Source organism: Ruegeria sp. CE12, from assembly GCF_056537525.1.
Window position 1 is genome coordinate 194,065 of the sequence record NZ_JBQFRS010000001.1, and the last position, 19,447, is coordinate 213,511.

General features: G+C 54.9%; 15 protein-coding genes. 12 read left to right on the forward strand and 3 right to left on the reverse strand.

Annotated elements, in window-relative coordinates:
- The first annotated feature begins 232 nt into the window (after positions 1–232).
- The 3 genes from metG to ACR0IO_RS00940 all read left to right on the forward strand — a co-directional run bounded on the left by metG (position 233) and on the right by ACR0IO_RS00940 (position 6,539).
- Positions 233–1,951, forward strand: a complete 1,719-nt coding sequence (gene metG, locus ACR0IO_RS00930) for a methionine--tRNA ligase (RefSeq protein WP_480738659.1) — start codon at positions 233–235, stop codon at positions 1,949–1,951.
- A gap of 316 nt (positions 1,952–2,267) precedes the next feature.
- Positions 2,268–3,398 carry an efflux RND transporter periplasmic adaptor subunit gene (locus ACR0IO_RS00935; protein ID WP_480738661.1) on the forward strand — a complete coding sequence of 377 codons (1,131 nt, stop codon included), beginning with the start codon at positions 2,268–2,270 and terminating at the stop codon, positions 3,396–3,398.
- A 3-nt stretch (positions 3,399–3,401) separates the two neighbouring features.
- On the forward strand, positions 3,402–6,539 hold the full coding sequence (locus ACR0IO_RS00940) for an efflux RND transporter permease subunit (RefSeq protein WP_480738663.1): 3,138 nt from the start codon (positions 3,402–3,404) through the stop codon (positions 6,537–6,539).
- 66 nt (positions 6,540–6,605) lie between these two features.
- Here the strand turns inward: ACR0IO_RS00940 and glpD are convergent, their stop codons facing one another.
- Complete coding sequence (gene glpD / locus ACR0IO_RS00945; RefSeq protein ID WP_480738666.1) at positions 6,606–8,201, reverse strand: glycerol-3-phosphate dehydrogenase; 1,596 nt, start codon at positions 8,199–8,201, stop codon at positions 6,606–6,608.
- A gap of 253 nt (positions 8,202–8,454) precedes the next feature.
- Here glpD and ACR0IO_RS00950 point away from each other — a divergent pair, with 253 nt between their 5' ends.
- The 6 genes from ACR0IO_RS00950 to ACR0IO_RS00975 all read left to right on the forward strand — a co-directional run bounded on the left by ACR0IO_RS00950 (position 8,455) and on the right by ACR0IO_RS00975 (position 13,224).
- Entirely contained in the window at positions 8,455–9,216 is a 762-nt protein-coding gene (locus ACR0IO_RS00950; protein ID WP_480738669.1) for a DeoR/GlpR family DNA-binding transcription regulator, read from the forward strand.
- Positions 9,217–9,332: 116 nt separating this feature from the next.
- Positions 9,333–9,488 (forward strand): DUF5993 family protein, encoded by a 156-nt coding sequence (locus ACR0IO_RS00955; RefSeq protein ID WP_302478280.1) that lies wholly within the window; start codon positions 9,333–9,335, stop codon positions 9,486–9,488.
- A 15-nt stretch (positions 9,489–9,503) separates the two neighbouring features.
- Entirely contained in the window at positions 9,504–10,070 is a 567-nt protein-coding gene (locus ACR0IO_RS00960) for a disulfide bond formation protein B (protein ID WP_480738672.1), read from the forward strand.
- Between the two features lie 35 nt (positions 10,071–10,105).
- Positions 10,106–10,468, forward strand: a complete 363-nt coding sequence (locus tag ACR0IO_RS00965) for a DUF3302 domain-containing protein (RefSeq protein ID WP_155138602.1) — start codon at positions 10,106–10,108, stop codon at positions 10,466–10,468.
- Positions 10,469–10,489: 21 nt separating this feature from the next.
- Positions 10,490–11,635 (forward strand): HlyD family secretion protein, encoded by a 1,146-nt coding sequence (locus tag ACR0IO_RS00970; RefSeq protein ID WP_170332928.1) that lies wholly within the window; start codon positions 10,490–10,492, stop codon positions 11,633–11,635.
- 11 nt (positions 11,636–11,646) lie between these two features.
- The gene (locus ACR0IO_RS00975; protein ID WP_480738676.1) at positions 11,647–13,224 is read left to right on the forward strand and encodes an efflux transporter outer membrane subunit; all 1,578 of its coding nucleotides are present in this window, start codon (positions 11,647–11,649) and stop codon (positions 13,222–13,224) included.
- A 4-nt stretch (positions 13,225–13,228) separates the two neighbouring features.
- On the opposite strand, the gene mprF is transcribed toward ACR0IO_RS00975, so the two are convergent.
- Positions 13,229–15,838, reverse strand: a complete 2,610-nt coding sequence (gene mprF / locus ACR0IO_RS00980) for a bifunctional lysylphosphatidylglycerol flippase/synthetase MprF (RefSeq protein WP_480738679.1) — start codon at positions 15,836–15,838, stop codon at positions 13,229–13,231.
- A gap of 157 nt (positions 15,839–15,995) precedes the next feature.
- Positions 15,996–16,424 carry an Lrp/AsnC family transcriptional regulator gene (locus ACR0IO_RS00985; RefSeq protein ID WP_155138610.1) on the reverse strand — a complete coding sequence of 143 codons (429 nt, stop codon included), beginning with the start codon at positions 16,422–16,424 and terminating at the stop codon, positions 15,996–15,998.
- A gap of 86 nt (positions 16,425–16,510) precedes the next feature.
- Between ACR0IO_RS00985 and rocF the strand changes: the two genes are divergently transcribed.
- From rocF to ACR0IO_RS01000, 3 genes are read left to right on the forward strand one after another with little or no spacing between them, the layout of a single operon-like run.
- On the forward strand, positions 16,511–17,431 hold the full coding sequence (gene rocF / locus ACR0IO_RS00990; RefSeq protein ID WP_480738682.1) for an arginase: 921 nt from the start codon (positions 16,511–16,513) through the stop codon (positions 17,429–17,431).
- Positions 17,431–18,351 carry a citrulline utilization hydrolase CtlX gene (gene ctlX, locus ACR0IO_RS00995; protein WP_155138614.1) on the forward strand — a complete coding sequence of 307 codons (921 nt, stop codon included), beginning with the start codon at positions 17,431–17,433 and terminating at the stop codon, positions 18,349–18,351. The genes rocF and ctlX overlap by 1 nt, the downstream gene beginning before the upstream one ends.
- Positions 18,352–18,357: 6 nt before the next feature.
- Complete coding sequence (locus tag ACR0IO_RS01000; protein ID WP_480738687.1) at positions 18,358–19,401, forward strand: ornithine cyclodeaminase; 1,044 nt, start codon at positions 18,358–18,360, stop codon at positions 19,399–19,401.
- Positions 19,402–19,447 lie beyond the last annotated feature (46 nt).

Consider the following 19,447-nt stretch of genomic DNA (forward strand, 5'->3'; position numbering starts at 1 on the left):
TACATTGGTATACATTTTAAATGGGAAGTCATGACGAAAATTCAAGAGGTTGTGATTCTAAACTTCAACCTATGGGTATTGTGGGGGTCATTCAGGTTGCAATCTGTAATCCCGTATCCAGTGAATTTTTCGCTGTGTCGCTGCTTAAAGTAACATCTGTACCAAAGCCGGGCTTTTGCTGGCCGGTCACATAAGGTAGACGGGCGCGCAGACAGCTACGCGGATACGGAACATGGCTCGGATTCTCATCACCTCGGCGATCCCCTATATCAACGGGATCAAACACCTCGGCAACCTGATCGGCTCGCAGTTGCCTGCTGATCTGTACGCACGTTACCAACGTGGCCGGGGGAACGAGGTCATGTTCCTTTGTGCTACCGACGAACACGGCACCCCAGCTGAACTTGCGGCTGCGAAAGCGGGCAAGCCTGTCGCAGAATATTGTGCCGAGATGTATGGCATTCAGGCGGATATCGCCAATCGCTTTGGCCTGAGCTTCGATCACTTCGGTCGTTCATCCAGCGATCAGAACAAAAAGCTGACACAGCATTTCGCGGGCAAGCTGGACGACGCAGGACTGATCCGCGAAGTCACCGAGAAACAGGTCTATTCCAACGCCGACGGCCGCTTTCTGCCTGACCGTTATATCGAGGGCACCTGCCCCAATTGCGGTTATGACCGCGCACGCGGTGACCAGTGCGAGAACTGCACAAAGCAGCTGGACCCGACCGACCTGATCGAGCCGCGTTCAGCCATTTCAGGCTCGACCGATCTGGAAGTGCGCGAAACCAAACATCTGTATCTGCGCCAATCCGCGATGAAAGATCAGCTGGACGCGTGGATCGACAGCAAGAGCGACTGGCCGATCCTGACCACCTCGATTGCCAAGAAATGGCTGCATGACGGTGACGGCCTGCAGGATCGTGGGATTACCCGCGATCTGGACTGGGGTGTTCCAGTTAAGAAAGGCGATCAGGATTGGCCCGGAATGGAAGGCAAAGTCTTCTACGTCTGGTTCGACGCCCCCATAGAATACATCGCTTGCGCCAAGGAATGGGCCGACGCCAATGGCAAAACTGACGCCGATTGGGAACGCTGGTGGCGGACCGACAAAGGTGCAGATGACGTGCGCTATGTCCAGTTTATGGGCAAAGACAACGTGCCCTTCCACACTCTGAGCTTCCCGGCCACCATCTTGGGGTCGGGCGAGCCGTGGAAGTTGGTCGATCACCTCAAATCGTTCAACTACCTGAACTATGACGGCGGCCAGTTCTCGACCTCTCAGGGCCGTGGCGTTTTCATGGATCAGGCGCTGGAGATTCTGCCCGCCGATTACTGGCGCTGGTGGCTGCTGAGCCATGCCCCCGAGAGCAGCGACAGCGAGTTCAATTGGGAGAACTTCCAGCAGTCGGTGAACAAAGACCTTGCGGACGTTCTGGGCAACTTCGTCAGCCGGATCACCAAGTTCTGCCGGTCGAAGTTCGGTGAAGCTGTTCCCGAGGGTGGTGCTTATGGCGAGCGTGAGCAAGCCCTGATCGACGAACTGACCAAACGCGTCCGCACCTACGAGGGGCATATGGAAGCGATGGAAGTTCGTAAATCGGCGCAGGAACTGCGGGCGATCTGGGTTGCGGGCAATGAATACCTTCAGGCCGCGGCGCCCTGGTCGACCTTCAAGGAGGATCCTGAACAGGCCGCAGCGCAGGTGCGCCTGGGCCTGAACCTGATCCGCCTTTACGCAGTACTGAGCGCACCGTTCATTCCCGAAACCTCGGCCCGGATGCTAAGCGCGATGAATACCCTGGACACCAGCTGGCCGGACGATGTTGCCGCCGCACTGTCCGCCCTGCCCCCCGGCCACGAGTTTGCTGTGCCGGAAGTGCTGTTCGCCAAAATCACGGATGAGCAGCGTGAGGAATGGCAAAGCCGATTTGCCGGTCAGCGCAGCTAAGTTCGGACAAGAATAAAAGCAAATGTGGGGGTCGTTCAGACCCCCATTTTTTTGTTCAAGGGTATAGCACAGAGGTCAATGCCTCGTGTCGGCACGAGCTTAAGTCTGCCAACCTGCGGGGAAATCTGCGCAATCTCTTGTACAACTACAAATTCAAATGCTTGAGATATGACTGCAAAACAGCCATCCTGCCTAAGAATTCCGTCGACTCGGCTCTTCGATCTCTCCGCTTCGACGCAACGATTGTAGTTTGAACGAGGCAATTGCCATGTCCCTTGCATTGAAGCATACAACTTCCTCTAATAACGGCGCGATCATGACATTGTTCAGACGCGCCGCAGTACTTTCCTGCATCGGACTGGCGCAACCGGTTTTGGCGCAAGACCAAAGCGAGGCTCCTCCACCCAAAGTTTCAATTGCCGCAGCTTACTCTGAGGAGATTACCGACGAAGCCGTCTTCATCGGACGTGCAGAGGCTATCGACAAGGTCGACATCGTTGCCCGTGTGAGCGGCTTCTTGGAAAGCCAGAATGTTGATGACGGCGCTTTGGTCAAAGAAGGCGATCTGCTTTTTACGATCGAACCCGACCTGTACGAGGCCAACCTTGAGGCGCGCAAAGCAGATCTGGACCGCGCCGAAGCAAATCTGGAACTGGCCAAAGTCGATCTTGCTCGAAAAGAAGAACTCTACAAGCGCGACGCAACCCCGGAATCCGAGCGCGACATCGCGCGGGCAAACGAACTTGTTGCCGAAGCTGAAGTCAAAGCAGCAAACGCTGCCATCCAGCAAGCACAGCTGGATCTGAGCTATACGGAAATTCACGCGCCATTCGATGGACGCATCGGTCGGGTCGCTACCAGCGTTGGTGATGTGGTTGGCCCAACCAACCCGCCACTGGTTAACTTGGTCAGTGAAGCTCCCATTTATGTAAATTTCTCGCTGAACGAAAAGCAGTTCACGTCGGTTCTTGAGCAATACGGAGAGAGCGCGGCTTCGCTGGCGGAAAGCAACAAGAGTCCCAACGTTCATGTGACATTGCCCAACGGTACCGAACTGGACGAAACGGGCCGTATTGTTTTTGTCGACAACCGCATCGACCCGCTGACCGGCGCAATTACTGTGCGGGCTGAGTTTGACAACGCGCAGCGCTTGATCATCGACGGAGCTTTCCTGAGCGTTGGTATCGAAGCGCTGGAGCCGACACTGCAAGTCCTTATTCCTCAAGCCGCTCTGCAGCGTGATCAGCGGGGTGAATTCGTGCTGGTCGTCAATGATAAGCAGATGGTTGAACAGCGCTATATCACCACTGGCGACACAGTGGGCTCTGCCGTAATTGTTGCCGATGGCCTGCGTGAGGGCGAAAGCGTAATCGTCGAAGGGCTACAGCGCGTACGTCCAGGCGTAGCGGTGGACGCGGTCGTCGCTTCTGAGCAGCCGGGAGAGTAATTGATGTTCTCTGCCCTGTTTATCAGCCGGCCTAAGCTGGCGCTTGTTATCTCACTTGTTCTGACAATCATGGGCGGCATCGGCTATTTGGTACTGCCCGTCGCCCAATTCCCTGACATCACCCCGCCTGTGGTAAGTGTAACAACCACCTATACCGGGGCGAACGCTGAAACCGTTGAAAACACGGTCGCCGCGCCGATTGAGGCGCAGGTCAACGGTGTGGACGACATGATTTACATGACATCCACCTCGTCAGACAACGGTTCCTACTCTCTGAACATTACGTTCGAGGTCGGCACCGACCCTGATATCGCCTCGGTGAACGTGCAGAACCGTGTAGCGCAAGCCATGTCGTCCCTGCCTAGCGAAGTGACTGCTTCAGGCGTTGTGACGCAAAAGGCGTCGACCAACATGCTGTTGCTGGTCACACTGACATCGCCGAACGGTACATATGACAGTGTATTCCTGTCGAACTATGCGTCCATCAACCTGAAGGACGCGCTGGCGCGTGTTCAGGGCGTCGGTAAAGCGGACGTTCTGACCAATCTGGAATACGCCATGCGGATCTGGATGGACCCGGATAAGATGGCGGCCCTATCGATCACACCTGGGGACGTCATCAACGCTATTCGGGAGCAGAATATCGAAGTCTCGGCCGGTTCGATTGGCGCTCCTCCAGTACCTGAAGGACAAACATTCCAATACACCATCAAGACCAAAGGGCGTCTGACATCTGCGGCCGAGTTTGGTGACATCGTGATCAGGACAGGTGACGCTGGCTCAATCGTACGTGTCCGAGACATCGCCAGAGTCGAGCTTGGTGCCGAGTATTATGCAGCCTCTGGATATTTCGAAAGTGTTCCTGCCACAGTCATCGGCATTTATCAGGCACCCGGCGCTAATGCACTTGCAGTGTCCGACCGCGTTCAGGCCGAGTTGGAGCGTCTGTCTCGCGCCTTCCCAACTGACGTTGAGTACAAGGTCCCGTTCAATACCACGGATTTTGTCGAGCAATCATTGAATGACGTTGTCACAACCCTGATCCTGACGTTCATTCTGGTGATTTCGGTCGTGTTTGTGTTCTTGGGCAGTTGGCGCGCGACCATCATCCCCGCGGTTGCGATCCCGGTATCACTGATCGGTACATTTGCATTCCTGCTGCTGTTTGGAATGTCGCTCAATACGATCTCTTTGTTCGCTCTGGTTCTGGCCATTGGTATCGTGGTGGACGACGCCATTGTTGTGGTTGAAAACGTTGAACGCATCATTGCAGATGAAGGTCTGCCACCGGCCGAAGCAACTCGTAAGGCAATGGGCCAAATTACCGGGCCGGTGATCGCGACCACGCTGGTTTTGCTGGCTGTGTTCGTGCCGGTCACCTTCATGCCCGGCATTTCAGGACGGCTTTATTCGCAGTTCGCCGTCACGATTTCGACCGCGGTTGTGATCTCATCGATCAACGCTCTGACACTCTCTCCTGCCTTATGCGGACTGGTGCTGCAAGCACGGTCCGGCCCTCCCAAAGGGCTGTTGGCTGTGTTCGAAAGTTTCATCGGGTCAATGCGCAGCGGTTATGTGGCCATCGTCCGGAAATTGTTGATCATACCCGTCGTTTCGCTGGGGATCATTGCAGCCTTTGCATTCGGCGGCGTGACCATCATGTCCAATACATCCAGCGGCTTCCTCCCGCTTGAGGACAACGGTTATCTGTTCGTCGACATCCAGTTGCCGGATGCTGCCACACTGGAACGGACCGAGTTGGTTTCGGCACGGGTTGATGAACAGATCCAGCAGATACCAGGCGTTTCGAGTACCGTTTTGATCAACGGTTTCTCATTGCTGAACGGGACGATCACCAATGGTGCAGCGATCTTTGTTAACCTTGAAAACTGGGATGATCGGCAGGAGGAAGATCTAAGTGCCGATGCCATCCTTGGTAAGGTTCTGGCAATTGCCAACGGAGAGTCCGCAGCTTCCATAGTCGCGTTCAACCCGCCCCCAATTCAGGGTCTCGGTATGTCTGCTGGCGTTGAAATGGAGGTTCAGCAAACCGGTGGTGGTACGCCTCAGGATCTTGCCTCAGCGGTTGGTTCCTTCGTTTATGCGGCGAACCAGCGTCCAGAGATCGGTCAGGCCTATACGACCTTCCGCGCAAACGTTCCGCAGCTGTTCGTCGATCTGGATCGTGAGAAAGCAAAGACGCTTCAGGTGTCCGTGGCTGAGATCTTCCAGACAATGCAGGCGCAACTGGGTTCCTACTACGTCAACGACTTCAACCTGTTTGGCCGCGTCTATCGCGTGATGATCCAGGCGGAAGGCTCTTATCGCGACAATGTCGAGGATATCTCAAACCTCTATGTGCGTTCGACAAAAGGCGAGATGGTTCCTCTTGGGACGTTGATCGATGTTGAGAATGTACTGGGTCCGGTTCTGCTGAAACGGCACAACCTGTTCCGTTCTGCAACGGTAACCGCCGTCCCAGCAGAAGGGTTGTCGACAGGCGATGCGATCAGCGTAATGACGGAAGAGTCTGCAACCGCCCTGCCCCCCGGATATGCCTTTGAGTGGACCGGGACCGCTCAGCAGCAGCTGGCATCAGGTGGTCTGGTTGTTGTGATCCTCGGTCTGGCGATCCTGTTCGGGTATCTGTTCCTTGTCGGCCAATACGAAAGCTGGACCATGCCGGTGTCGATTCTGCTATCGGTGATCGTAGCCCTGTTCGGGGCTGTTTCAGCGGTTGCGATCGTCGGAAGTGACATCAACCTCTATACGCAGATCGGTATGATCATGCTTGTGGGACTGGCGTCCAAGAACGGGATCCTGATCGTCGAGTTCGCGATGGAGCAACGCGCGCACGGCCTCTCCATCAAAGACGCCGCGGCCGAGGCTGCTCATCAGCGTTTCCGTGCGGTAATGATGACGGCTCTGTCGTTCCTGCTGGGCGTTGTTCCGCTGCTGGCTGCCAGTGGCGCGGGTGCCGCCAGTCAAAAGGCCATCGGTGTGGCCGTATTCGGCGGCATGCTGGCTGCAACGTTGTTTGGCGTCATTCTTGTCCCCGTACTATATGCGGTAATGCAGGGGATGCGCGAATGGCTGAAAGGCAGCAACAAGGGCTCTGGTCCTTCCGAAGAAGCCGCTTAAAGCGCAGGAGTAGAACGCCAAACGCCCCGCGAAATTCGCGGGGCGTTTTCTTTTGTCTGGCTCAGCTTACTGGGCAGCTGCAACGGCATTGATGTGATGCTCGCCCATCCATGCCTGAATTCTTGCTATCTGTTCTTGGCTCAACCGCAAACCCAGCTTGTTGCGCCGCCAGACGACATCGTCTGCTGTCCGCGCATATTCCTTGTCCATAAGCCATTCCAGCTCGCGAGCGGTAAGCGTTGCGCCAAAATCTTCACCCAGATCCCCGGCAGTTTGCGCGTTACCCAAAATTGACCGCGCCTCAGTGCCATAAGCACGGATCAATCGGTTCGCCCAGAATTGGTCAAGAAAGCCGTAGTCCACTAGAAGATCGTTCGTTAGATGTGCGACACCATCAACGGGAAAGTCGCCGCCCGGCAAAGAAACGCCAGCCGTCCAAGGGCCGGGCAAGTTGGGGAAATGTTCGGCTATTTTCTCCAGCGCACTTTCAGCTAGGCGACGATAGGTCGTGATCTTGCCACCAAACACGTTTAGCACCGGCGCCCCACCAGCAGAATCTACCTTCAGCGTATAATCGCGGGTGGCCGCGGTCGCGCTATGTGCCCCGTCGTCATACAGCGGGCGAACACCAGAATAGGTCCACACGATATCTTCGCGTGTAACAGGGCGCTCAAAGTACTTTGTTGCAAAGGCACATAAATAGTCCTGTTCTGCTTCGGTACAAACCGGTGGTTCAGAAGGATTTTCGTGATCCTGATCGGTCGTGCCAATAAGGGTGAAATCCTGCTCATACGGGATTGCAAAGATTATGCGGCCATCCTCACCCTGAAAGAAATAGCACTTGTCGTGGTCGAACAGCTTATGGGTCACGATATGGCTGCCACGAACCAACCGAACTCCCTCGCGCGAATTCACGCGAATTTTGGACTGGATGATATCGCCGACCCAAGGGCCACCCGCGTTGATCAGCATGCGGGCACGAACCAGGCGTGTATCGCCGCTGTCCTTATCAAGAATGGTCACATGCCAAAGATCATCGACGCGCTCAGCGGATTGTACTTCGGTACGCACGAGGATCTCTGCGCCGCGAGCTTCTGCATCCCGTGCATTCAGGATGACCAATCGTGAATCCTCGATCCAGCAATCGGAGTATTCATAAGCCGTTTCAAACTTGTTCTGCAACGGAGCGCCTTCGGGTTCTTTCCGCAGATCAAGTGATTTGGTGCCTGGTAATATTTTTCTGCCGCCAAGATGGTCGTAAAGAAACAGTCCCAAACGGATCAACCAAGCCGGGCGCCGACCATGCATCCAAGGCATAACAGTGCTCAACAAACGCGAAGTCGGCGTATGCGAGTCAAACCGCATATCGTCATGGTAAGGCAGCACGAACCGCATTGGCCAGCTGATATGGGGCATCGCGCGCAACAGAGTTTCCCGCTCAATCAATGCCTCACGAACAAGCCGAAACTCGAAATATTCGAGGTAACGAAGACCACCATGAAACAACTTGGTCGATGCCGAAGACGTTGCTGACGCCAGATCGTTCATCTCGGCCAACGTGACTGACAATCCGCGACCAGCTGCATCGCGTGCGATCCCGCATCCGTTGATCCCACCGCCGATAATAAAAAGGTCGGTAATTCGGGTATCTGGCTGTTCCATGGAACTCGATTCTTCTGTTGAGAGAGGTCGAGGGCATTAACCCTACGCACATTCGTATCGTCAACTTGTATTTTCGTTTTTATTCGCTTTTATGAGTGCAAGCATCAGATCGAAAATACCTGAACGAGCCTTCAGATTAACAACTGGATTGATCAAGGCCATCAAATCGCTCGCTGTAGTGACGAAACAAATCATTGAATTCTTCTGAGAAAAGAACAAAAACGAACAGGTGAATGTTTCACCGGAGTCCTACATGTCCCTTTCCTTTCGCCAGTCCGACATTCTGGAAATCGCCAAGCAACACGGACGCGTCGCGGTCGAAGAGCTGGCGGATAAGTTTGGCGTAACTGTTCAGACCATCCGCCGTGATCTTTCAGAGCTTTCAGAGGCCGGCAAACTGGATCGGGTTCACGGAGGCGCGGTCCTGCGATCCGGTGTCTCGAATATTGGGTACGAAGATCGTCGCGAACTGAACGAAGATGCCAAATCGCGGATTGCAGCGAAATGTGCAGCCGATATCCCGGATGGCGCTTCGATCTTCATGAACATTGGCACGTCGACCGAAGCCGTCGCGAAGCAGTTGCTGAACCATAAAAACCTGATGGTCGTGACGAACAATATGAACGTCGCCAACATACTGGTCGCCAACCCTGATTGTCAGATCGTTGTAGCGGGCGGAGTGCTAAGAAGATCTGATGGAGGTTTGATCGGAAACCTAACCGTTTCCACAATCAAACAGTTCAAGTTCGACTATGCCATTATTGGTTGCTCAGCACTTGATGCTGAGGGGGATCTGCTGGATTTCGATTTTCAGGAGGTTCATGTCAGCCAAACCATCATTACCCAGGCGCGGCAGACCTGCCTTGTGGCGGACAACTCCAAATTTCACCGCGCCGCGCCCGCGCGCATTGGATCGCTTTCTGAAGTCAGCGCATTCTACACCGATCTTCCTCTATCACCCGAACTGACAAGCCAATGTGGTGAGTGGCAGACGCGTCTGGTTCTTTGCGAATAGCTCTTTGAAACTTCTCATTTAGCGCGAGTACCCGAACGCCTTTCTTGCCAGATGGCGGCGCACCTGACAGTATCAAACCATATTGCAATCGTTGCACGGGAGGGAGGGACCGGGCCATGATAGCGCTTTTGTTTGCGTTACTTACAGCCGTTATGGGGCTGAACTACTTTGGAAGAACCGGGATAGCCAATACCATTTTCTTTATCACGCTGGCGTTGAGTGTGTACTGGCTGAAGTACCACGCCACCAGCCAACTAACCATTCAGTTGTGAGCGAGGGACAAGACCATGACACCTGAACTGTCCCGCACTCTGAATGCGCTTGGAACACTAGCCGTCAGCCTGGTCCTGGTGCTGGCGTACTTCTATCAGCTCAAGCTCTATGAACTGCCCTGCCCTTTGTGCTTGCTACAGCGGGTTGGTTTTGTTGCGGTGGGCGTCGGCCTCGGCCTCAATCTGCTTTATGGTGCCCGGGCACGGCACTATGCACTCATGCTGCTGGGTGCACTGTTCGGAGTGAGCGTTGCCGTTCGCCAAATCCTTTTGCACATCGTCCCGGGAACCGGTCACTATGGATCTCCCGTTTTGGGGCTGCACTATTACACTTGGGCTGCAATCTGCTTTTTTCTGATCCTGCTCGGCACCTCGATCATGCTGATGTTCGAGAAGCAATATGAAAACGGATCAACAGAACAGCGCTTTGGCGGTAGCACACTGGCAAAAGTCGCATTCTTTATCATGCTAGGTTTAGCTGCTTTGAATGCGGTCTCCACACTGATCGAATGTGGCCCAACGGTTTGCGCTGACCCGCCAACCAGCTACAAACTCATTGACGAACTGGGCAACAACAATTGAGGATGGTTTCAACCTTCCCACAAGGAGGCATGTAGATGGGACTATTGGGGCAGCCGCTGGGCTACTATGACTACCTGACTTTCGTGGCGTTGATCCTGCTTCTGGCAGCCGTCATGGCGCTGTTTCTATTCCTCATGGGATTGCCGGGACGGATCGCCATCAAACGCAATCATCCTCATGCTGAGGCCGTTAAGATCATGGGATGGATGGGCTTTTTGGCCGTTGTTCCGTGGGTGCACGCCTTTATGTGGGCCTTCCATGACGGCGTCACCGTCGATCTGCGGCGTATGCCGGATGATGAGCGCGACGCAATTCGGGATGAAATCAAACGCTTAGGCGGCAAAGTAAAGCCTGAGTACCGGGATCGTCTCGATACCGACGACACAGAGCAGAGCTAAGGCCAGAGGAAGCAAAACAACATGTTCATGGCCCTCGGCATCACGCTGTTCTACATAATTTTTGTCTGGTTCATTTTCTTCAAGGCACAATGGCTGAAATTCAACATCACATGGGGTGTTGTGTCATTCTGGGTAGGCGCGCATCTGCTACTGATCTTTCTGGTGGCACTGCGCTTCTTTCAGCCCTTCTCTGCCGATAGCCACGTAGTTCGCTCGACCATCCAGATCGTCCCGAGACTGACGCAGCCAACCCTTTTGACCGAAGTTCTGGTTGAGCCAAACACATGGGTCACCAAGGGAGAGCCGCTGTATCGCTTTGACGATACCGTGTTCTCTTTGGCGGTAGACAATGCCAAAGCCCAGTTGGTAGCCGCCGAACAGAACGCCAAAATTCTGGAACAGGATGTGATTGCGGCGACTGAGTCTATCGAACGCGCCAATGCGCAGCTCGCCTATGCCCTGACTCAAAAGGCACGATATGAAAATTTGGTCCCCGCTGGAGGTGCGCGACAGGATGAGCTTGATCGTTGGAATGAGCAGGTCGCCGAGGATCAAGCACAGGTCAAAGAGGCCGAAGCCAATCTGGAAAAAGCGAACCTCGCTCTGGCTTCACAGATCGATGGTGTAAACACCGGGATCATTCAGGCACAGACCCAGCTGGAAGAAGCTGAGTATTTCCTAGAAAATACAACGATATACGCACCTGAAAACGGGATGATCGTATCGCAACAGGCCCGACCCGGTCTCGTTGTAGGCGAAATTCGTTTGGGTGCCATCGCTAGCTTCGTGACCGAAGACGAGCCCTATATTCTTGCCACCTTCCGTCAGCAAAACCTGAAGTTCGTGGAACCCGGCCAACCGGTTGAAGTCGCACTGGACCTTTATCCCGGCGAAATTCTGAACGGCAAGGTCGAGGCGATCTGGTGGGCCACCAGGCAGGGTCAATATCTGCCATCTGGCCGCCTGCCCGGCTTTGAACTCCCTAAACTACCCGGACGCATAGCGGTACAGATTACGGTCGACGTACCCGAGGGCCACACTTTCCCTGCAGGCGGTCACGCGGCAGTCGCAATCTACACCGGTCGCGGTCAAAGCTTTGAGTTTCTGCGCCGTATCAACATGCGGCTTTACTCATTCGCCAACTTCATCCGACCACTGGATATCTGAGGATGCGCATTATGAAATGGCCCAATTCCAAGAAGCATCTGTTTAGAAGGCTTATGGGAACGGCCCTATGTGCGTCGATCTTTGTTGCTTGTGCCCCTGTTGGCCCGAATTTTGTCCGCCCCAACTCACCTGTAGTAAAGCAGTGGATCGAAGTTAACAGCCCAAGTGCCAGCCAGAGCAGCGGCCTGACATCTCGCAGCGCGCCCGTTGTGAAGTGGTGGGAGACATTCAACGATCCGACACTGAATAAACTGATTGCGGAAGCTTACGCCCAGAACCTGACACTGCAAGTGGCAGGCGCTCGCGTGCTTCAGGCCCGCGCTCAATTGGGCATCGCGTTTGGAGAGCTATACCCTCAATCCCAAGCGATCGGCGGATCACTGCAGCGCCGCCAAATCAGTGACAACCTTGGGCCAGTCTCGGATATCAGGCAGATCATCCCGCTGGACACAGAATTCTCGACCTCGCAAGTCGGCTTTGATGCACAGTGGGAGCTTGATGTTTGGGGCGCACAGCGACGTGGCGTTCAGGCGGCCCGGTCCAATCTGGCCTTGCAAGTCGCCAACTATGACGATGCGCTCGTTACGCTTACCGGTGACGTCGCCGCGCTATACATCAATATCCGCGCTTTACAGGAGTCACTCGCGATCGCACGCGAGAACATAAAGTTGCAGCAGGAATCCGCAGATCTCACACAACTCCGTTTCAACAACGGTGTTACGACCGAACTGGACGTGCAGGAATCAACCGCCCTGCTGAACAACACCAAAGCCTTGGTGCCGACGATTGAAAGCGACCTGCAGCAAGCCAAGAACGCGCTTGCGGTGCTACTTGGCGCAACTCCGTCGCGCATGACGAACCTGCTGGGTAACTATGGTCGCATTCCAATCGCACGATCTAACGTCGCTGTAGGGGTTCCAGCTGAACTGCTGCGCAGGAGACCGGACGTCAGAGCGGCTGAGTTGGCCGCAGCGACCCAATCCGCACAGGTTGGCATTGCGATGGCAGATCTCTATCCGCAATTCATATTGTCTGGCTCAGTTGGACTTCAGGCTTCGGGCGGTCGCGATCTGTTCAGCTCGAACAGCAATACCGGCCTGGCAAGCGCCGGGGTGGTCTGGAACGTACTGAACTACGGGCGCATACAGAACAACGTGCGGGCACAGGACGCCGCCTATCAGGCGTTGATCGCAAACTACCAGAACACGGTTCTGACCGCCTACTCCGAGGTGGAAAGCGCGATGGTCGCCTATGCTGAGGCGCGCAAGCAGGTAACGTTCTATCAACGCAGTGTCGATGCATCCCGCAAGGCGGCCGCCATCGCCGTCGATCAGTATCGCGACGGCATCGCCAGCTATTCCAGAATTCTGAATACGCAAACTGCCCTGCTGCGTTCTCAGGCCAATCTGATTGAGGCAAGACAACAGGTTTCGGCCAACCTGGTTGCCGTTTACAAGGGGCTGGGTGGCGGCTGGCAAATCCGGCAAAATCAGGAGTTTCTGCCTGAGACCGTGCTTGCCGAAATGGCTTACCGTACGGATTGGGGCGATCTGCTTGAGGAAACGCCAACACGTGCCAGCCTGAACTGAAGGCTTACTTCGTCAGCCCCCGCAGACCACCCGAGATCAGGATGTTCACCTCATAAAGGATACGCGGTGCAGCCAGCCCCCCGGGGCTGGCTAGATAGTTCGGGCTCCACTCCGGTTCGAATTTCTGTTTGAATGAGCGCAATCCTTCAAAGTGATAGAATTGCTCGCCATGCTCATAGACGAACCCGCCAATCCGGTTCCAAAGTGACGCCAACTGCCGATTTTCAATGCCCGAAAAAGGCGCCGCGCCAAGCGAGAACCAGTGGAAACCCTGCTCGGACCCCCAGACCATCATTTCCGCAAACAGAGCATCCATAACAAAGCTCGGGCTGTCAGGCTCATACCGCATCAGATCCAGCGATAATTCGGACTTGTTTCCACCCTGAAAAAGATTGGCAAATGCAACGATCTTTCCCGTTTCACCATTCTTCAAAAACGCATGATCAAAGTAAGACAGGTATTCCTCGTCAAAACCGCCAAGGGCAAAGCCTTTTTCCTCACCAGATTTACCGGCAAGCCAGTCATCGGAAATCTGACGCAGTTCCGGAAGTATCGGGGCCAATTTCTCTTTCGGAACGATCTCGAATACATACCCCTCTCGCTCGGCACGGTTCTTGGCCTGCCGAAAACGCTTGCGCGGCTTTCCGTCCAGAGAGAAGTCCTCAAGAGGAACGCGGGCAACCTCTCCGATCTTCAGGATCGAAAGTCCCAAATCCAGAAAAGTGGGCAGATACTTGGTCGACACACTATAAAATGCGCAAAGCTTTCCTTCGCGATCCGCCATCTCGCGCAACTGCCAGATCAGTTGTTGACCAGCATGTTCTTCACCAACTGGTTCACCTTTACTGATCAGGGCGTTGCCCGTATCGGCGTAAGCGATGAATGCAGTTTCATCGGGGGAGATCAGGAATTGCTTGTCACCGGTCAGGGAAATCTGCGCCTCAGTGTCTTCGCTTTCCATCACAAGGCGTTCAACAACCTCGGGAATTTCGGTGCGCTTTACCTGAGGGATTTCGCGCCCGAACAACGAGTTCACGGCAACGACACCCAATATCACCGCAACAACGAGACTGGATCGCAGGAACCGTGACGCATCACCATTCCAGGCAAATTCCCACCACAAAGCGTTCTGGTACTCAACGTGTTTATAGGCAAACAAGCCGACCCAAAAGATCACAGCCAGCAATGCGATGACGCTGACAAGCCAGGGTATATTCAGACGAAAGATTGACGCTCCGCTGACCCTGTAGAAAGCCCCCTTGAACAACGCGAGGAGTGCGATTGTACCCAACATGCTGAGCGCTTCATGTGTGTCCAATCCCTTTGCAAGCGAAGCAAAGAAACCGGCCAGCATCAGGATCATGGCAACGATCCAAGCCCGGTACAGCTTGCGGAACAATCCTCGGGACACAAGGATCAACAGCACGCCGACCGCACTGCCCACCAAATGCGAGGCTTCGACAAAGGACAAAGGCAGAAACTCTCGCAACGCACCCAGACTCTGCGAACTGGCTGGCAAGGCGCCAGATACAAGCAGGATCACACCAGCAACTGCCGCAATACCTGCAGCTACCATCGGGACAATTGGCCGGATCACCCTGTAGACCCATGTTGCAGCCCCACCGATCCTATGGCGTTGGGTCAATGCTGATGCGACTGCGATGGATACGCTTGCGATACCAAATGGCAGAAACGTGTAAACCACCCGATAGAGCAGCAACGCAGCGATCACATCCGATCGCCCCGATGCGCCCAATCCGGCAATCAACGTTGCCTCGAATACCCCCAGGCCACCCGGTGCGTGGCTTAATATGCCGACCGCGATAGCCGCGATATAAATTGTAAAAAAGTACGGGTAGCCAACACCAAGATCATCGGGCATCAGCACATAAAGTGCCATGGATGCTCCGAACAGGTCACCAACGGCGGCGACAGTCAGCAAACCAGCCAGACGCCCTCCGGGAAGATTGAAACCAACCCCAGCGAAAGCAAGCCGGCGACCACCGCTCGAAAGCCAGATAAAGAGTGAGATCAGACCGATAAGCATGGCGACACCGATCGAGGTTTCGGTGATCTCACTTATCGGCATCACCTTCGAGATACCGTCTGGGTGAGTAGTCAACAGAATGCCCAGTATCAGAACCAATCCCATCCAGAATGCGACCCATGAAGTGGCGATCACTCCGGCTACGCGACCCAGATCCAGCCCCAGAGATGCGTATATGCGATACCGAATGGCTGTTCCTGTTATGTATGAGAAGCCGAGGCAGTTCGAAACCGCATAGCCGCTAGCCCCCGCCATTCCGGCGACCGGCAGCGGCACCTTTCCTTCAGCGACGCTCTGAACCGCGAAAACATCGTAAAATGAAAGTGACAAAAAGCTGAAAGCTGTCCAGCAAAAGGCAAAGAACAACAGACGCCATGAGGTGCCTGCAATGTCGGCTTTGACATCCGCCCACTTCACATGCGCAGACAGATCATGCAGCACCGTCAGTGCGATAAGCGTGATCAACAGTGGAATTGCCAGCCTGACCCAAGGTTTCTCCAGCAACTCGGTAATGCGTTCTACCCAACGCACCGCTCGCGATTCTTCGCCTGTCTCTTGTATGGACATATTGAGCTTCCCTGCCCTGCTGCCGCATTTGGACCAATGGATCTCGCAGCAGAAAATATGCCCTGAAATCAAATCGGCCGGTTACCGAACTTTGGCACAATTTCGTTGATCTTCAAAGCACTGCACGCCAGGAAGGACAGGAACTGAGAAGCAGAGGTCAATAACGGCCCTTGCGGGTCGACAGCAGCAGATTGGTTTCTGAACGCGTAATCCCTTCCATCCGGCGTATCTGGAACAGAACCTCATCCAGTTCAGCCAGCGTATCTGCCCAAATTTCCGCAATCAGGTCCCAGCTGCCATTGGTCGTGTGTACTGCCCGCACCTGCCGCATGGCTGCAATTCTGGCCATAATTCTCTCGGTCCCACGCCCTTCGATCTCAAGCATCATGAGACCGCGCACCGGGCTTTCCGCAACATCGCGGCGGGTCAGCACCGTAAAGCCAACGATCTCGCCCGATTGCTTCAATCGTTGAAGCCTGCTGCGCACCGTGGTCCGCGTTACACCCAGCAGTTCGGCCAGTTCAGATAACGAGGCACGGGCATCCCGATGCAGAGCGCTGAGCAAGCGACTATCCAAATCGTCCATATGTGCTTTCCAATTTGCATGAGAGGGTTTCATTTTGAACATTTTGCTATCTTCCTGCAACCCATGCTGAGCCGGTAAATGAACGTATGGATAAAAAGAACGTCATTCTGATCGGCGCTCCGATGGACGCCGGCAAACAGCGTCAAGGCTGCCGGATGGGTCCCGACGCCTATCGCGTCGCAGGTATCGAAGCAGCGTTGGCAACTTTGGGCCACACCGTCACAGATCTAGGCGATACACGACCTGATGTCGTCGATATGCCCGAGCATTCACATCTGTTTTCTCTGCCTGAGTGTGTGGGTTGGACGCAGGCCCTGAGTCGTGCCGCAGAGGAAGCAGCAACGCAAGGCCTCCCAATCTTCATGGGCGGGGATCATGCGCTGTCGATGGGCACCGTTACTGGTATGGCCGCTCATGCCCAGAAACTTGATCGCCCACTGTTCGTTCTGTGGCTGGATGCCCATAGTGACTTTCACACGCCGAACAGCACAGGCAGCGGAAACCTGCACGGAACGCCCGTCGCCTATTTCACGGGACAACCCGGCTTTGATGCGTTTCCCAAAGTTGCCGCGCCCGTCCCCACGGACCGCGTCGGCATGATTGGCCTGCGTTCGGTGGACCCGGAAGAGCGCGCAGCACTGGAAAAAGACAGTGCAATGCTGGCTGACATGCGCACCATCGACGAACACGGGATCAAGGCTCCGCTGCTGGCTTTCCTTGACAAGGTTCGAGCTGCCAACGGCATTTTGCATGTTTCGCTGGACGTGGACTTTCTGGATCCTGCCATCGCACCTGCCGTTGGAACAACGGTACCAGGCGGCGCAACCGAGCGCGAAGCACATCTGGTCATGGAATTGCTGCACGAAAGTGGGCTGGTCTGTTCGCTGGATCTGGTCGAGTTGAACCCATTTCTGGATGAGCGCGGCCGTACCGCCAAGCTGATGGTCGATCTGGCTGCCTCGTTGCTTGGCCGTCGCATCTTTGACCGCCCGACACGGAGTTTCTGATGCTATCACTTCAGGCACCCCCCGCTGTTGTGATGATCCGTCCACATGCGTTTACCTCGAATCCCGAAACGCATGGCGACAATGCCTTTCAAACACTTTCCAATCGCTCAGTCGAAGCGACCTCAATGGCTGCACGGGATGAACATGATCGCGCTGTTGAGCAATTGCGTTCGGCCGGCGTCACGGTTCACGTCTTTGATGACGAAGGTCAGGATAATACGCCGGACAGCGTGTTTCCGAATAACTGGTTTTCAACCCATCATGGCGGGCATGTAGCAATCTATCCGATGTTCGTCCCTTCACGCAGGCGCGAACGGCGGATGGATGTGATCGAGCTGCTCAAACAGGAATACCGCGTTCAGGACGTGATTGACTATTCGGGTTTGGAACAAGATGACCTTGCACTGGAAGGAACTGGTGCGATGGTGCTCGACCATGTGGGGCGTATCGCTTACACGGTCAAATCCAATCGCGCAGACCCGGTCCTGCTTGAACGCTTTTGCACGCATTTCAACTATGAACCGATCGCATTCGAAGCACGTGACGTTGATGGTCGTGACGTTTATCACACCAATGTTCTTATGGGCATTGGAACGCATTATGCCCTGATTTGTCTGGATATGATTGCAGACACCGAACGCCGCCAGACTGTTCGCAACCGGCTGGAGGAATCCGGGCGAACAGTGATCGATCTCAGCCACGAACAGATTGCGGAATTCGCAGGAAACGCAATCGAGCTCTCGGGACGCGATGGATTGGTCCTTGCGCTTTCCAGCCGCGCGCTTGCAGCGCTCAGACCCGAACAGATTCAAACAATCGAAGCGAGCGCGACACCGCTGCCGCTCTCGGTTCCCACAATTGAAACAGCAGGTGGATCGGTGCGATGTATGATCGCCGGCATCCACCTTTCGCGCCGATAGGAGTGCATGATGCAACCATCAGACAAGGCCCTTGTGCCCTTCGTTTCCGTCGACAACATGATGCAACTTGTGCACCACATCGGTGTCGAGCGGGTGATCACCGAAATTGCGGCTCAGATCGAATCCGATTTCAAACGTTGGGAGAGCTTTGACAAAACGCCCCGCATTCCGGCGCATTCACCCCATGGCGTGATCGAGCTGATGCCCACCTCGGATGGCGAGGCCTACGGGTTCAAATACGTCAACGGCCACCCCAAGAACACCTCGGAAGGGCTGCAAACCGTCACAGCGTTTGGACTTCTGGCGGATGTCTACACCGGCTACCCCACGCTGCTGACTGAAATGACCATCCTGACTGCTTTACGGACGGCGGCGACATCGGCACTTGTGGGCAGCTATCTCGCGCCGAAGGGCGCGACCACGATGGCGATGATCGGCAATGGGGCTCAGTCAGAGTTCCAGTGCCTCGCATTCAAGGCGATGTGCGGAATCGATACGGTTCGACTGTATGACATCGACACCAACGCCACAGCCAAATGCGCGGCCAATCTGCAAGGCAAAGGGCTGACGGTTGTCCCGTGCAAAACAGCTGAAGAGGCAATCGAGGGCGCCCAAATTATCACCACCTGCACCGCTGACAAGAAATATGCCACGATCCTGACGGACAACATGGTCGGACCCGGCGTCCACATCAATGCCATTGGTGGCGACTGCCCGGGCAAGACCGAGCTGCACAGTGACATTCTGCTGCGATCCGAAATCTTTGTAGAATATCCTGAACAAACACGGATTGAGGGTGAAATTCAGGCACTTGATGACGATCACCCGGTTACTGAAATGTGGCAAGTGATGACGGGTCAGGCCAAAGGGCGAACTGATGATCGACAGATCACATTGTTCGACAGTGTAGGCTTCGCGATCGAAGATTTTTCGGCTCTGCGCTATATCAAAACTGCCATTGAAGGGACTGAATTCTTTGAGCCTTTGGATATGCTTGCAGACCCTGACGATCCACGTGACCTGTATGGAATGTTGATGCGGGCAAAATAAGAACCCGCACATTCAGGCAACTCGCCCCGGCCATTGGCCGGGGCTT